Raw genomic sequence first — 15,231 nt, 5'->3', positions numbered from 1 at the left:
GGGGATGAAAGATGAAAGGCAAGGGCAGATGGGCAGCACTCAGTTTAGTATCGCTAATGCTTTTGGTAAGCGCTTGCGGAGGCAATAACGGGAATAATGCAAGCAATACTGCAGGTAACAAAACTACCAACACCGCCAATTCGTCAACGAATGAAGCTTCCGCGACAAATACGTCGGCGACTGATGTGGCAAAGCCGGATCCATTCGGTAAATTCGATCAACCGATCTCACTCAAAATTTCCAAAGTGATCAACTCCAAAAATATTACTTTTCCCAATGGAGATACAGTTGAAAACAACGAGTTCACTCGATTTGTCGAGCAGAAATTGAACGTTAAGGTTACGCATGCTTGGCAGGTTGAAACACCTGAGGCGTATGAACAAAAGATGGGTGTATCCATGGCGAGCCGTGATCTGCCGGATGCCTTCATCGTAAACGAGTCGCAGCTCAAGCAGCTGGTCGCGGCGGATCTCATTGAAGACTTGAGTGATGTTTATAAAGACAACATCAGTCCGTTAATGAAAGGCTACTATGATTCCTATGGCGAACGCGTTCTGGGAAGAGCGACTTTTGACGGGAAATTGATGGCGCTGCCAAATACCAATATCGGTCAGCAATACAATATTATGTGGATCCGCCAGGACTGGCTCGATAAATACAATCTTCAAGTGCCTAAAACGCTAGATGAGCTGAATCAAGTAGCCAAAACGTTCATTGAGAATGATGCTGCCGGCCATGGTAAGCATGATACGCTTGGCATAAGCGGTGTTCCCTCCTTAGCTGGATGGAATAATTTTGGCGGATTTGATCCGATCTTCAGTACGTTCCATGCTACCAAGGGCCAATGGCAGAAGGATGCTTCCGGAAATCTTGTATACAGCTCGACATTGCCGGAGATGAAAACAGCGTTGGGCAAATTGCACGAAATGTATGAGCAAGGCATTATCGACAAGCAGTTCGCAATCCGTAAGGATCCAGCTGAAGTCGTAGCGAACAACCAAGTCGGTATCGTCTTCGGACCATGGTGGATCTCCTATTGGCCGCTGAACGATTCGGTTAAGAACGATCCGAAAGCGGAGTGGAAACCGTTTATTGCTCCTCTCGATGCGGATGGTAAGTTTAATACCGTTGACCAAGATCCGACCGGCGGCTTCCTTGTTGTAAGAAAAGGCTATGAGCATCCGGAAGCTGTTGTCCGTGTGCTGAATGTTGAATATAACGGCATTCGAAAAATCGATCCAGATGTGCTTAATCTTTACAAAGATAACCCAGAGATTATAGCGAAATGGGAATTGTGGCCGTTTACACTGCAAGTCGGTCCGGAGACAACGGTATATGATACGCATGCGCAGGCTCAAGCAGCTGTCGATGCCAAAGATGATTCATCTTTAGATACCGAGCTTAAAGGCTGGTATGCGGATTACTTCAAGAATCAAGCCGATCCTAAGAAAGACTTGGCCGCTTGGGCCAATGCAACCGCAAGATTTGAAGGTGCTGCATTGATGAATGACGATCACGTTGCCATTACTCGGAATCAATTCTGGGGTAAAACAAAGACGATGGCTACGAAATGGTCGATTCTGGAGAAGCTCGAAAATGAAACATTCCTCAAAATTATTATGGGTGAACAACCGCTGGACAGCTTTGATTCGTTCGTAGACCAATGGAATAGCCTTGGAGGTAAACAAATTCTCAAGGAGATTTCAGAAGAAACAAATAAATAGGAGAATCGTAAAGCGCCAACTCTGATAGCTGGCGCTTTGCTTTTATCATTACTTAAATGATGGGTGGAACACGAATGATATCGAAAAAATGGCTTCTCAACTATCACTTGATGCTGCTGCCGGGAATATTGCTTCTCATCGTATTCAGCACGATTCCGATTTTTGGCGTTGTTATCGCTTTTCAGAATTTCATTCCGGGGATTCCGATCTTTAAGCAAGAATGGGCGGGGTTTGATAATTTCAAATTTATGTTGCAGCTTCCCGACAGCAGGCGCGTGTTCGTCAATACAATTGTTATCGCTTCCATGAAGATTGTCCTTGGCATGATCATCCCCGTTGCCTTTGCATTATTGCTGAACGAAATACGCGTGCGTTCATTTAAACGGTTGGTTCAAACGATCGTTTATTTGCCGCACTTCATGTCCTGGGTTATTTTATCCGGCATATTGATTGCGATGCTATCCATAGACGGAATTGTAAACCAGATTATAGGATTATTTCACGTCGATCCCATTATGTTCTTGGCCAGCAATCAGTGGTTTCGCCACATTATCGTATGGAGCGACGTGCTGAAAGAGTTCGGTTTCAGCGCCATTGTTTATTTGGCTGCGCTTGCGGGCATTAATCCTTCTCTCTACGAAGCGGCTGAAATCGACGGAGCTTCCAGGTTCCGCAAATTGCGCCATGTGACGATTCCCGGCATCATGCCTACCATTGTCCTGCTATCCACGCTAAGTCTTGGCAACATTCTGAATGCCGGCTTTGACCAAGTATTTAACCTGTACAATCCGCTCGTTTACTCGACCGGCGATATCGTAGATACATACGTTTATCGCATCGGCTTAGTGGAAGCGCAATACGGACTGGCCACCTCTGTCGGACTGCTGAAGTCAGTTATTGCCATTCTATTAATTGCCATCTCTAATAAATTAGCGGATAAATTTGCAAACTATCGCATCTTCTAGAGAAAGGGGACTGGGCATGGTTCTTTCAAAATCTTGGGGTACCCGCAGTGCTGATATCTTAATCTTTGCTCTCTTAGCCATTGTGGCTTGCATCTCTTTATTTCCTCTCTGGTATACGATTGCGCTTTCTTTCAGTGACAAAGCGGCCGTAAATGCCGGCAGAGTATTCGCCTGGCCGGTTGGCTTCAATCTATCTTCTTACAAAATCATCCTGGAAGACCATAAATTTTTTGCAGCCTTTCTTATTTCGGTGAAACGAGTGCTGCTTGGCGGAGCGATTAACTTCATATTGACCGTCATCATGGCTTACCCATTAGCCAGAGAGAACAAAATGTTCCCGGGAAGAAAATATTATGTGTGGTATTTGGTGTTCAGCATGCTCTTCTCCGGCGGCCTCATCCCGCTCTATATGACGATTACGGAACTACATTTGCAGAATACGATTTGGTCGCTCGTTTTGCCTGGCGCAGTCCCGATTTTCAACGTCATTCTCATCATGAATTTTTTCCGGAATTTGCCCAAGGAGCTCGAGGAAGCGGCAGTCGTTGACGGCGCCGGACCGTGGTATACGCTAATGCGTATTTTCATTCCAGTCTCGATGCCTGCTTTGGCAACTGTTACATTGTTCAGTATTGTCGGTCATTGGAACTCATTCTTTGACGGATTGATCTATATGAATAAGCCGGAGAACTATCCGCTTCAAACCTATATTCAGCAGCTAGTTGTTCGGATTGATCCGGCGCTAATGCAATCGCTAACGACGGAGCAATTAATAGAGCTGTCGAAGGCGTCCGACAAAACGTTGAACTCAGCCAAGTTGATCGTGGCGATGATTCCGCTTCTGGTGATCTATCCGTTTCTTCAGAAATATTTCGTTCACGGTATCGTACTTGGGTCAGTTAAGGAATAAGTAGGAGGTAACATTTCCATGAAAACCATACGTAAAGTTCATGTTGTATTTAAAACGCATCTTGATATCGGGTTTACGGACTTGGCAAGCCATGTTGTTGATCAATATTTTCACTCCTTTATCCCTCAAGCGCTCGATCTGGCTGAGGCGTTCCATCGAGAACAAGGCGCGGCAAGGTTCGTATGGACAACCGGCTCTTGGCTTATTCATGAATTTCTAAAAGTGGCTGATCCTGAGCAGAAAAAGCGAATGGAAGATGGGATCGCAGCGGGCAGTATCGTTTGGCATGGGCTGCCGTTTACAACGCACACGGAATTAATGGATCCGGCGTTATTCGAGCATGGTTTGTCGATCGCGCGAAAGCTGGATGAGAAATATGGCAAACGTACGATCGCGGCAAAGATGACGGATGTACCTGGACATACGATTGGCATGGTCCCATATATGGCGAAGTACGGCATTCAATATTTGCACCTTGGCGTTAACTATGCTTCGACGAAGCCGAGCGTTCCGGAAGTATTCGTATGGCGAGCGAAGGACGGATCGGAAATCGTCGTCAACTATGCCGGCAGCTACGGCAATATGACGTTAATCGACGGTTTGGATGAAGTGCTTGTGTTCGCGCATACGAACGATAATATGGGGCCGCCGAAGGCGGAGGATATTCGGAAGAAGTTCGAACAGCTATCCGAACAATTCCCGGGAGCCATCATAGAAGCCTCGACTATGGATGCGTTCGCCGAGAAATTAGTAACCATGAAAGATCAATTCCCAGTTGTTACCGAGGAGATTGGCGATTCATGGATTCACGGCGCGGCCTCCGACCCGCTGAAAATCTCCCATTATCGGGAGCTGCTAAGGCTGCGGAGCAAGTGGGTGAGCGAAGGTCGATTGGACGCAAGCAGCCGACAATATGCCGACTTCTGCGAACAACTCATGCTTATTCCCGAACATACATGGGGCATGGACGAGAAGACGCATTTGACCGATTTCAAGCATTATTCAGTCACTGACTTTCATGCGGCAAGGGAAGCCGATGTTGTCACGAAGGATGCCATCCATCCTCGTTATGGCTATTTCGGCATTTATGGCGGCGACCACTCGGAGAAGTTCGAAGCTGCTTCCGGGAAAAGCTTCAGCCTGATTGAAAGCTCATGGGAGGAACAACGGAATTACATCACACAGGCGATATCCATGCTATCGTCAGACCTGCAGATCGAAGCACGCCGAGCACTGTCGACGTTATCTCCAGATGAAGCGTGTATTGCGAATGGGCGTGAATTCACCTTGGAACAGCAGCAGTATCTAGGCTGCTTCAATGTCGATTTTGGAATCGACGGATCGATTATTCGGCTTGTTGACGAGCGGGGCAAAGTTTGGGCTGACGAGCAGCACCCTTTAGGTGTATTCGAATATGAAACGTTTGGTATGGATCATTACCACAATTGGTATAGAGATTACGTTGTGAATTGGGCTGAAACGTATTTCTGGTCGGAGCCGGACTTCGGCAAGCCAGGCATGGAGTTTGCGGAGCCCAGTCCGGAGCATAAGCGGTTCTCACCGCGAGTCAGCGGGGCAGTTGTCCGGGAAGACGAGCAGTATGACGAAGTTAGTTTGCAGCTTTATATGAGCCAAGAAGCGTCGCAGACACATGGCGCTCCCAAGAAGCTTCATATTCGGTATCGGTTCTTCAAACAGGAGAAGAAAATCGAAGTCGAATTGAGTTGGTTCGATAAGCAGGCGTACCGACTGCCGGAAGCAAGCTGGTTCTCTTTTGCATTGAAGGTAGATAACCCGAACCTTTGGAAAATGGATAAGTTAGGCGAGAGAGTTTCGCCGCTTGAAGTAGTGAGGAACGGTAACCGAAGTCTTCATGCGGTAAACTCAGGCGTGCATTACCACGGAAGTGATGGGATTGTTCATTTGGAAACGTTGGATGCTCCGGTAGTTTCTCCGGGGGAGAAGAGAATGCTTCAATTCGATCAAACATTCGCCCCTTTAGATGGCGGCATGCATTTCAACCTACACAATAATGTTTGGGGCACTAATTTCCGAATGTGGTATGAGGAGAATACCAAGTTCAGATTCGTGATTAGCTTGGAATAGAATGAACCGAAGGAAGCGATTTCAAAACTAGGAGGGCAAAGCATGCCGCATACGAATTTCGTCCCAACACAAGAAGACGTAGACTTTTTCAGGACAAACGGATATTGGATCTCGCCGAAGATTATTGATGATGAGCGATTGGAAAAGCTGCGCGATAGAATGGAGCGGGTGTATCAGGGAGAATTCGAAACCGGGAATGCTCCTGATGCCGTGTGGAGCCGCGAGACTAGCCGCCCCAACTCCCTCCGCAAGACCGACAACGCGAATTTGGCCGACTTGACGATCCGCGCACTCGCCCACGATTCGCAAATCGGACAGATCGCCGCAGCTCTGAAAGGAACGAATACGATTCGTTTCTGGGAGGATCAGCTGCTGCTGAAACCGGCGCATTCCAGCGGAAATGCGGCGAATGTCGGCTGGCATCAGGATTATCATTACTGGGGCTGTTTTCAAAACCCGGAGACGATGATCACGGCATGGGTTGCTTACGACGATGTTGACGAAGAGAACGGCTGCATGCAAATGGTGCCGGGCAGCAACTATTGGGGGATTTTGAACGGTAACGACTTTTACGAGCAAAACATGCAAAAGCAGCTGCAGGACATGGCTCCGGAAGGGCAAATCGCTCGAACCGTACCTATTGTCATGAAAGCGGGTCAAATAAGCTTCCACCATAGCCTGACCATTCACGGAAGCGGGCCTAATGTATCCGATCGAGTACGTCGATCGTCAGCACTTCATTATCTTACAGCAGAGACGCGCTATCGGGCGGGATTCGCCGATGAATACTCGGAAATCAAGAAGTTCATCGCTGCCGGCGGCAAAGACGGAGACATCGTGCAAGGGGATATGTTTCCGGTTGTTTATAGTAAAGCTTGAGTAGTAGGTGAGATAGTCGGACTTTAAAAGCACGTCATGCAAATGCCCCCGATCATTCGGGGGCATCTATGTTGTGTGCTTTCACCACTCTAAGTACTCGAAATAGTCAAGAACAAACTCATGAAAATGCTGAGCTGCAGCTGACAAGTAATGCCTTCTAGACCAAGCAAGACCTAGCGTCATGCTGCCTCCGAGATCAGAGATCGGAATTCGATTTCGTGTAAGGTCCATTCTGGTTCTCCAAGCCAAATCCGGGGCGAACGCGATGCCATGTCCTTTCTTGAGTAACAAGAGTACCGCATCCACCTCATCCACTTCAATCGTCGTATTAGGAGTGAAACCGGCAGCTTGCATGCACAAGCGATCCGTCAATTCTCGGAACCAATAGCCGGAACGTAAACTAATGAACGATTCATGCTGTAGTTCGTTTAACGATACACGTTCCCGTCCGGCTAAAGGATGACGATCAGGTACGAGCAGATGGATTTCTTCCGTTCGCAGCTGCCTCCACTCGATATCTGCACCATCAACCTGGGCAAAAGTGAGACACATATCGATTTCCCCACTCTCGAGCATCTGCTTCATGACCGACATTGGCTCTACAATTTGGGAGAAATGCACATTCGGATGCAGCGCCAGAAATGCCCCCAGCAATTCCGGCAAAACGTTCGTGAGTGAGACGGCAATGGTTATGATCCCCCGGTCCAATCCGGACATGTCACGGATTTCCCGCTGGGCTTCCTCCAACTCCTGGAAAACGTGTTCGACCCGCTTAAGCAACACTTTGCCATACGCGTTCAATCGAATGCTGCGGCCTTGTCGATCGAATAAGGGGACGCCAATTTGCTCCTCTAGTCTGGCAATGGTTTTGCTCAGTGACGGCTGAGCGATTTGTAAAACTTCCGCAGCTTTAGTCATCTGCTCTAGCTTGGCAGTTATTTTAAAATATTCTAACTGAAGCAACTCCAACTTGTGAGATCCTCCTTCATGATAGCTTTGAATCTATATCATATGACAGTTTATGTATTATACATTATGCCTCTTCATCCCTATAATTAGATCCAATCCGATACTGATTTGGTAAATTAATTACAAAGAGGGGATGTAGCATGAGCATCTCAATATCCCAGAAAAAAATATTCGATGCGCTAAGGCAAGCTCGCATCTTATTCGTAGATGATAACGAAATGAGTCAAAAGAAGGCCGAAATCATCCTAATGGAAATGGGCATGACGATTGATCTAGCGAAGAATGAAGCTGAAGCCATCGCAATGTCTGGTCAGAAGCGATATGATGCCATTTTGTTGGATACGGATATGCCCGCCTTGGACGTGAGCGTGACTGCTCATCAATTACGAGAACTGGATAATGGAAGAAGAGTACCTATTATTGGGATGACAACTTATGCTATAAAAGGAATAGAAAAGCAGATGAGAAATTCTGAATTGGATGTCTATCTATCAAAACCATTCGAGTCCATCAGGCTATTCTGTGTACTGCGGCAGGTGATACTGAGCTCTAGTTATAATGGTTATCAATCGAATTATTCAGATGGGATTCGTGAACTGTAGACGAGGCGTTGAAATTCAACATGATCTTTGGGAGAATGCTAACAGCATGAGTATATTTAAGACGGGCCGCAAGGTAATGCCACTGGTAACACATGGGGTTCAAGAGCTTAGTATTCCAATGAATCAGCTTTTTAAGTTGCATAAGATCGCTGTTGCTCGCTACTTATTGGGCGGTGACGTTTTTCATGTCGTTAAACCGAACGGTGACAACCTACAATTCACAAGCGGGTTGGAGCAGGTTGAGACGCTGCTTGAAAGCGATTATCCGAATGTAACTGAAACGCTTTACATCATTATTACCGATCATGGTAAAGAATCCGTGAAAGGGCTGGTAGCAACAATCATGTTGCCGATCGAGTACGAATAATAAGAGCAACCGGTCAGGGTGGTAGAGATGCTTATTAACTGGTGTATTAATTTACTGGCAGGGGATTTATGCAAAGTGATTACCGCTACCAACCCCATTTACAATGGCGAAAAGGTTGTATTTAAAAGCGTGGAGTATTATTTTCAGTCACCTTGCTATGTATTTGAAAATTCGAATAAGCAGAAAATCATCGTTTCAAGTGAAGACGGTTTTGAAGTGTTGCCATTCAAAAGCAGCTTGCTCTTCTTGATTGACTTGGCATTAGAATTAGAAGATGAGGAATGGTGTGAGGAATTAGTTTATAAATTAAATTACGAATCACAACTCGGATGAGGAAAACGTTATAAGGCACTGTTCCAAAGGGGCAGTGCTTTTTGGTGCATATTTAAGGGCATTAATAATTTCCGTTGCTGGGAAGGAATGTATCAGGGCGTATAGAATGTCTTTAACGGTAGTTCGACATCAATCTACACGGGGGATCAGAGATGAATGTATTGAAGCAGTTTAATGCGGGGATTTTTACCAAGCTTCTGTTAGCGTTTCTAATCGTCATTATTCCGATATTTAGTATCAGCATTTATATCATTCAATCCGCAGAGAAGAACATGCGTGAAGAGCTGTCGCAATCGGTAGTATCCAATGTCCATTTCTACATGAGTTCGTTCGAAAGTGAAATGGCGCGTATTATCCAAATCAACAAAGAACTGATTTTCAACGAGGATTTTCAGAAAATTAGAACAATCGCTGCAGAGATGGATGATTACACAAGAGTTCAAACGATCCTTAAAGTCAAAGACAGGCTCAATCTATTGAAAACATCCAGTTTATACGTCGAGAATGTGAAGGTTTACATCCCATCCATGGAGAGAGGGATATTCTCCAACAACTATGACAATCACATTCAGCCAGACGAGTTAAACGCTCTGAAAATGTCCGGCCGCACCGGAGGGAAGATCACATACTGGAAGAAGGGGCTCTTTCTAAGCGAAGTATACCCAGACCCTTTCCAGAAGCTGCCCTTGTCGATTGCGCTTGGCGTGGATCTATCCACGAAGAAAATTCAGGAATCGCTGCGTCAAATCGTCGACTTGGACGGCGCAGGAGCCTCCTTTATTAATGTCAAACAGAACTGGGCATTCTCGGATGGCAAACAGGATCAGCTCTTACCTGAGATTAGGTCGTTTCTGAACAACCCAGATCTCAAAGGCACAATAATCGATCAAAGCAATATAAGCATCAAGGGCAAAGATTACGTCATTACCTATGGCTACTCAAAGCTTCTGGACACCTATTTGGTCGTTTATATCCCTGCTGATGAAGTGCTGGGTCCGCTGGATAAATACCGCAAGTTTCTATGGTTGTTGTCTATCTTATCCATCGTGATTATCGTGGCGTTCTCGTATTGGATCTTCCGCATCATTCATAGGCCGCTCAAACGCCTTGTCAGCTCTTTCCGCAAGGTAGAACGAGGAGATTTGCAGATAGAGCTTGATCACAATTATAGCGACGAGTTCAAATATTTGTACGGACAATTCAATGTCATGGTCAGTCAATTAAATAAGCTGATCGGCGAAGTTTATGAGGAGCGCATCCGTTCCCAGCAAGCGGAGCTCAAGCAGCTGCAGTCTCAGATTAATCCGCATTTTCTGTATAACAGCTTCTTCATGCTGCAGGGTCTTGTTCGGATGCGAGATGTTCAAACGGCGGAGCACCTACTTCAGCACCTCGGGGATTACTTCAAATTTATTACGCGAACGGGTAATGAAACCGTCACATTGGATCAGGAAATCAATCATTCCAAGTCGTATACAGAAATTCAGACGCTGCGTTTCTCCAGACAGATCAGAGTGGAATGGGAGGAGCTGCCGGAGGCGTTCCGCAAACTACCTGTACCTAGACTCATCTTGCAGCCCATTATTGAAAACGCCTATGTGCATGGTCTGGAAGATAAGGTTTCGGATGGTCTGCTTTCGATAAGGTTTGAAATAGAGGACGAGGATCTGCTGATTCGAGTAGAGGACAATGGCGAGAATATTTCGGAGGCGGCACTGGACGATTTGCGAAATCGGATGCAATCGCAAGTCCTGACTACAGAGTCAACCGGTATTCTGAACGTGCATCGACGTCTTCAGCTAAGATATGGCGAGCAATATGGACTTGCTGTATCGCGAGGGGCTGAGGGCGGCGTTCTGGTTGAGATGAGATTAACGACTAAAGGGGTCTGAGATAGATGTATAGATTACTCATTGTAGATAATGAACCGTTCATCGTAGAAAGCGTACTCGATTTGTTTGAAAGAAAGGCGATTCCGGAATTAGAGCTGCTAAGCGCCTACTCCTCAGCGGAAGCGCTTAGCTGCATGCGAACGGTTAAGATCGATATTGTCTTGTCGGATATTCGAATGCCTGGCATGAACGGCTTAGAGCTTCATCGTGAAATCATCAAATATTGGCCGCGATGCAAGGTGATTTTTCTGACAGGCTACAACGATTTTGATTATATCCATGAAGCGATGCGCAACGGAGGCGTAGATTATTTATTAAAGACAGAAGGAGACGAGGCGATCGTCGCTTCCGTTCAGAAAGCATTGACGGCTCTAACAGAAGCGGTCGCGGCTGAAGCGTTTATTGCCAAATCGAAACAGCAGATGCAAGCGATGACACCTTTACTGCAGAAAGAGCTGCTCATGGAGCTTGTTCAAGGAGGGGCACTTGCAAATGGCGTGCTGAGCCGAAGCTTCGAGGAAGCTGACATTGAGCTTGAACCTGCTAAACCTGTCGTTGCCATGATCGGTAGGATAGACGATTGGAAGGAAGATACGCGCCCTTTCGACAAATCGTTATATCTGTTTGCCATTCAAAACATTGCGAAGGAATACCTATCGGCGAAGGTGCGTTTACTTTCATTTGATTTCGAGAGGAAAACAAAGCTGCTTTGGCTGATTCAGCCCCATGAGCAATCGGGAGATTTGTCACCCGCCGAGCTTGCTGAGCTGGAGCAGCGTTGCCTTGTTTTTCTTAAAGGAACGGCGGAAATGATGCAAGACTCCTGCAGTGTCTTGCTGAGGTTGAATCTATCCATTGCCATTGGAGCATCGTTCAAGGAGTGGGATCGCATATCGGAGCAATTCGAACATTTGCAGCAGCTCCTTAACCGTGGGCTTGGGCTGAGTCAGCAGCAGCTGCTTATAGAGCCAACCATGACCATTACCTCAGCCGATCAAATAGAGCACGATCAACGGAAGCAGCTCAAGAAGCTTAATTTACTGCATACCTTGCTGGAGAACGGACAGAAGGAGCAATTTATTGCTGAATATGTTGGCATTATGAAAGCGTTGACAGAGTGTGCGGCTGCTAAGAATGCAATAAAGACGGAAGTTTATTTCACACTCGTCTCTATCTTCTTATCGTATATAAACCGCTGGGAAGTTCAGAGTGAGGTTGGAGGCCGAGTCAATTTGGGTAAAATGACCGCCCTTGATTGTCATGATAACTGGAAGGAAGTAGTGGATTACTTCTATAAGCTGGCCGAGGCGCTGTTTGAGCACAAACAGGCAGGCAAAGGAAATCAGGAGCATGATGTGATTCGGATGGTGCAGCGTTATGTTCAACAGAACATAGCAGGGGATTTGACGCTTAATCGTATTGGTGATGTGGTTGGACACAATCCTTCGTATCTATCTCGGTTGTACAAGCAAGTCACGAATGAAGGCTTGTCCGACTATATTATGACGGCGAGGCTTGAGAAAACCAAAGAACTGCTGGAAGAAAATCGCTTGAAAATCCATGAGATTTCTACTTCTGTCGGTTTCTTATCGGAGCAATCGTTCTTTCGCTTCTTCCGGAAGGCCTTGCAGATGACACCGCAGGAATATCGAGATAGTGTCGTGATGTCTAGAAATGCGAGTGCAAAGTAAAGAATGGCGAATAGCTGACCGCCCCTTCGTCTACTTATAATCAACTTGTGAGCAAAACATTCAAACCTAGGGGGTTTACGTAATGGCAAGAAAGGAACGGATTACACTCTTCGCCGCTTGCTTACTGACAACTTCGCTTATGCTTTCGGCATGCGGGGAAAATAACAATGCGGGCAATGAAGCTTCGAAGCAGTCGACAGACAGTGAATCGACAACCGCAAATAACAGCGTAAATACAAACAAGACATCGACCAACACGGACGCTGAAGGCACGGTTGACCCATTCGGTAAATACGATCCGCCTATTACGGTACATTCTGTTCGTATGGCCCTCCCGGCAGATCGCTTTGAGAATGGCGATACGAATGAGAATAATGTTTGGACTAGAGAATATGAAAGCGCTCTAGGCATTAAGCTTGTGTACGACTGGCTGGGCGATCCAAGCGGTGATAGCAATAAATTGGATATTTCCATCGCTTCCAATGACATCCCGGATACATTCGGCGTCACTACGAAGCAGATGAACCAGCTGGTAGAAGGCGAGCAAATTCAAGATTTAACAGAGGTATGGGAGAAGTACGCTTCGCCTGCATTGAAGGAATTGGGCAATCAAGACGGAGGCCTTGCGCTTAAAGCGGCTACGTTCGATGGCAAGCTGATGGCAATTCCGAAGTTCGGCGGAAACATTACAAGCGCAGATATCCTCTGGATTCGTACGGATTGGATGGAGAAACTGGGTCTGCAGACGCCTAAGACGATGGATGAGCTGCTCAAGATTTCCGAAGAATTCATGACCAAGGATCCGGATGGCAACGGCAAGAACGACACATTCGGCTTAGCGATCAGCAAAGAGCTTAGCGGATTGACAGGTTTCTACAACGGATTCCACGCGTATCCGGGCATTTGGGTGAAAGACGCTTCAGGAAAGCTGACGAACGGCAACATTGCTCCTGAAATGAAAACAGCATTAGGAGAGCTTCAGAAGTTATATAAAGCAGGCTTCTTGGATAAAGAGTTTGCCGTGAAAGATGGAGGTAAGGTTATTGAATCCATCTCTCAAAACAAAGTAGGGATCTATTACGGCGCGAACTGGTATTCTTACTGGCCGTTTAACGATGCGAGAAAGCAAAATCCGGGCATGGAATGGAAGCCGTTCCCAATCGTTTCCGCAGATGATAAGCCGGCAATTCCGGGCGTAGGCTTCCCGGTGTACGAATATTATGTGGCTAAAGATGGCTTCGAGCATCCGGAAGTTATCGTGAAAATGCTAAACCTGTGGCTGGAGCGCGCTTACGGCGAGACGGCGGACTGGGCGAAGTACTCCGTATCCGCTAAAGGAACAGAGCTCTTCCAATACCCGGTATTCCAAGTATTCGCTCCTAATAAGGACGTTCCGGATAACTACCTTGCGATTAAAGGGGCAGTGGAATCCAAAGATACGGCTGCGCTGAATCCGGAGCAAAAGTCGCTGTACGAGAAAATTACGGCATTCATGAACGGCGATCAGGAGCAGTGGGCGACTTATCGCCAAGCAGGTCCGTCGGAATCGTCATTCGAGGTATTGGCTGGTTATAAAGATACCTTGCTGACGACGGGTTACCTAGGCGCCAATACGCCGACGATGGTGGAGAAACAAGGCGTGCTGGACAAGTTGCAAAATGAAACCTTTACCAAAATTATTATGGGCGCAGCGCCGATCGATGAATTCGATAAGTTCGTCGAGCAATGGAAGAAGCTTGGCGGCGATCAAATTACATCGGAAGTGAATGATTGGGCAGCGAAGCAGTAATAGAAAGTGAATAGAAAGAGAGAGGAGAGTGTCCCTCACTCCCCTCTCTCTTTACTTTATACGGAAACTAGGAGGTGCCTCTATGTATAGAAGGTTGAGAAAGGAACTTCCGCTGCATGCCATGGTCTTTCCGAGCTTTATCTTCGCTCTTATTTTCAGTTATTTCCCTATGGTTGGGATCGTGCTCGCCTTTCAAAAGTTTGTTCGCCTTAAAGGCAAGGGGTTAATGGGCTTCTTCCATTCCAAATGGGTAGGCTTCGATAACTTTGAATATATCTTCATGATGCCGGATACGATGCTGGCGATACAGAATACGCTCATCATTGCTTCTATCAAAATTGTTGTCGGGCTCATTGTACCGATTGCGATCGCGCTGCTGCTCAATGAAGTTCGAAACGCGTTAATAAAGCGCGGCATTCAGACGCTTATCTATTTGCCCCACTTTTTGTCCTGGATTATATTAGGCGGGATATTAATTGATATTTTGTCTCCCGAGTCTGGTATTGTAAACCAAGTTATTAAGAGTCTGGGGTTTGAACCTATCTTCTTCTTAGGCAGCAACGATTGGTTCCGGCCAGTTCTGATTATATCGGATGTTTGGAAGGAGTTCGGCTTCAGCACGATCGTCTATCTGGCGGCGATTACAAGCGTGAACCCGTCCTTATATGAAGCAGCTGTGATTGATGGCGCTACACGCATGCAGCAAACAAGGCATATTACGGTTCCGTCCATTTTCCCGATTGTGATCCTGATGATGACGTTAAGCTTAGGCAATGTGCTTAATGCCGGATTCGATCAAATTTTCACCCTGTATAATGCGACCGTATACGAAACAGGCGATATATTGGATACACTCGTCTATCGTACCGGTATCGTCAACGCGCAATACAGTGTTGCAACGGCGATGGGGCTGTTCAAATCCGTCGTGTCCTTACTGCTGATCAGCATCTCGTATTGGCTCGCGTACCGACTATCTAACTATCGCATATTTTAGGGGGACAAAC

At 46.5% G+C, this 15,231-nt stretch carries 13 protein-coding genes; 12 read left to right on the top strand and 1 reads right to left on the bottom strand.

The features are described from left to right. Positions 1-11: 11 nt before the first annotated feature. The 5 genes from AC506A_RS13275 to AC506A_RS13255 all read left to right on the top strand — a co-directional run bounded on the left by AC506A_RS13275 (position 12) and on the right by AC506A_RS13255 (position 6,584). Positions 12-1,724 (top strand): type 2 periplasmic-binding domain-containing protein, encoded by a 1,713-nt coding sequence (locus tag AC506A_RS13275; protein WP_495461467.1) that lies wholly within the window; start codon positions 12-14, stop codon positions 1,722-1,724. Between the two features lie 74 nt (positions 1,725-1,798). Next, positions 1,799-2,689, top strand: coding sequence for an ABC transporter permease (locus AC506A_RS13270; RefSeq protein ID WP_495461466.1), 891 nt, complete (start codon positions 1,799-1,801; stop codon positions 2,687-2,689). 16 nt (positions 2,690-2,705) lie between these two features. Beyond that, positions 2,706-3,599: a carbohydrate ABC transporter permease gene (locus tag AC506A_RS13265; protein ID WP_495461465.1), complete on the top strand. Its 894-nt coding sequence runs from the start codon at positions 2,706-2,708 to the stop codon at positions 3,597-3,599. Between the two features lie 18 nt (positions 3,600-3,617). Next, positions 3,618-5,705: a DUF5054 domain-containing protein gene (locus AC506A_RS13260; protein ID WP_495461464.1), complete on the top strand. Its 2,088-nt coding sequence runs from the start codon at positions 3,618-3,620 to the stop codon at positions 5,703-5,705. A gap of 42 nt (positions 5,706-5,747) precedes the next feature. Then, a complete protein-coding gene (locus tag AC506A_RS13255; protein ID WP_495461463.1) occupies positions 5,748-6,584 on the top strand; it encodes a phytanoyl-CoA dioxygenase family protein in 837 nt (278 codons plus the stop codon). 81 nt (positions 6,585-6,665) lie between these two features. On the opposite strand, the gene AC506A_RS13250 is transcribed toward AC506A_RS13255, so the two are convergent. Further along, positions 6,666-7,553, bottom strand: coding sequence for a LysR family transcriptional regulator (locus tag AC506A_RS13250; RefSeq protein WP_495461462.1), 888 nt, complete (start codon positions 7,551-7,553; stop codon positions 6,666-6,668). Positions 7,554-7,693: 140 nt separating this feature from the next. Between AC506A_RS13250 and AC506A_RS13245 the strand changes: the two genes are divergently transcribed. The 7 genes from AC506A_RS13245 (at position 7,694) to AC506A_RS13215 (ending at position 15,221) form a co-directional block, all read left to right on the top strand. Next, complete coding sequence (locus AC506A_RS13245) at positions 7,694-8,155, top strand: response regulator (RefSeq protein ID WP_495461461.1); 462 nt, start codon at positions 7,694-7,696, stop codon at positions 8,153-8,155. A gap of 46 nt (positions 8,156-8,201) precedes the next feature. Next, a complete protein-coding gene (locus AC506A_RS13240) occupies positions 8,202-8,522 on the top strand; it encodes a hypothetical protein (protein ID WP_495461460.1) in 321 nt (106 codons plus the stop codon). A 27-nt stretch (positions 8,523-8,549) separates the two neighbouring features. After that, positions 8,550-8,855 carry a hypothetical protein gene (locus AC506A_RS13235; protein ID WP_495461459.1) on the top strand — a complete coding sequence of 102 codons (306 nt, stop codon included), beginning with the start codon at positions 8,550-8,552 and terminating at the stop codon, positions 8,853-8,855. Positions 8,856-9,007: 152 nt separating this feature from the next. Next, the gene (locus AC506A_RS13230; protein WP_495461458.1) at positions 9,008-10,747 is read left to right on the top strand and encodes a sensor histidine kinase; all 1,740 of its coding nucleotides are present in this window, start codon (positions 9,008-9,010) and stop codon (positions 10,745-10,747) included. A gap of 5 nt (positions 10,748-10,752) precedes the next feature. Beyond that, positions 10,753-12,438 (top strand): response regulator transcription factor, encoded by a 1,686-nt coding sequence (locus AC506A_RS13225; protein WP_495461457.1) that lies wholly within the window; start codon positions 10,753-10,755, stop codon positions 12,436-12,438. An 82-nt stretch (positions 12,439-12,520) separates the two neighbouring features. After that, positions 12,521-14,227: an extracellular solute-binding protein gene (locus tag AC506A_RS13220; protein WP_495461456.1), complete on the top strand. Its 1,707-nt coding sequence runs from the start codon at positions 12,521-12,523 to the stop codon at positions 14,225-14,227. 82 nt (positions 14,228-14,309) lie between these two features. Further along, complete coding sequence (locus AC506A_RS13215; RefSeq protein ID WP_495461455.1) at positions 14,310-15,221, top strand: ABC transporter permease; 912 nt, start codon at positions 14,310-14,312, stop codon at positions 15,219-15,221. Positions 15,222-15,231: the final 10 nt, after the last annotated feature.

The organism is Paenibacillus sp. N22P23 (assembly GCF_059383735.1).
The sequence above is the reverse complement of the archived record's forward strand: the minus strand, read 5'-3'. Positions and strand labels throughout refer to the sequence as shown.

What these genes read in the sequence shown, in the direction of transcription:
- AC506A_RS13270 (WP_495461466.1), top strand. Translation starts at nt 1,799, where the DNA reads ATGATATCGAAAAAATGGCTTCTCAACTATCACTTGATGCTGCTGCCG.
- AC506A_RS13235 (WP_495461459.1), top strand. Translation starts at nt 8,550, where the DNA reads ATGCTTATTAACTGGTGTATTAATTTACTGGCAGGGGATTTATGCAAA.
- AC506A_RS13245 (WP_495461461.1), top strand. Translation starts at nt 7,694, where the DNA reads ATGAGCATCTCAATATCCCAGAAAAAAATATTCGATGCGCTAAGGCAA.
- AC506A_RS13220 (WP_495461456.1), top strand. Translation starts at nt 12,521, where the DNA reads ATGGCAAGAAAGGAACGGATTACACTCTTCGCCGCTTGCTTACTGACA.
- AC506A_RS13225 (WP_495461457.1), top strand. Translation starts at nt 10,753, where the DNA reads ATGTATAGATTACTCATTGTAGATAATGAACCGTTCATCGTAGAAAGC.
- AC506A_RS13265 (WP_495461465.1), top strand. Translation starts at nt 2,706, where the DNA reads ATGGTTCTTTCAAAATCTTGGGGTACCCGCAGTGCTGATATCTTAATC.
- AC506A_RS13240 (WP_495461460.1), top strand. Translation starts at nt 8,202, where the DNA reads ATGAGTATATTTAAGACGGGCCGCAAGGTAATGCCACTGGTAACACAT.
- AC506A_RS13215 (WP_495461455.1), top strand. Translation starts at nt 14,310, where the DNA reads ATGTATAGAAGGTTGAGAAAGGAACTTCCGCTGCATGCCATGGTCTTT.
- AC506A_RS13255 (WP_495461463.1), top strand. Translation starts at nt 5,748, where the DNA reads ATGCCGCATACGAATTTCGTCCCAACACAAGAAGACGTAGACTTTTTC.
- AC506A_RS13275 (WP_495461467.1), top strand. Translation starts at nt 12, where the DNA reads ATGAAAGGCAAGGGCAGATGGGCAGCACTCAGTTTAGTATCGCTAATG.
- AC506A_RS13260 (WP_495461464.1), top strand. Translation starts at nt 3,618, where the DNA reads ATGAAAACCATACGTAAAGTTCATGTTGTATTTAAAACGCATCTTGAT.
- AC506A_RS13230 (WP_495461458.1), top strand. Translation starts at nt 9,008, where the DNA reads ATGAATGTATTGAAGCAGTTTAATGCGGGGATTTTTACCAAGCTTCTG.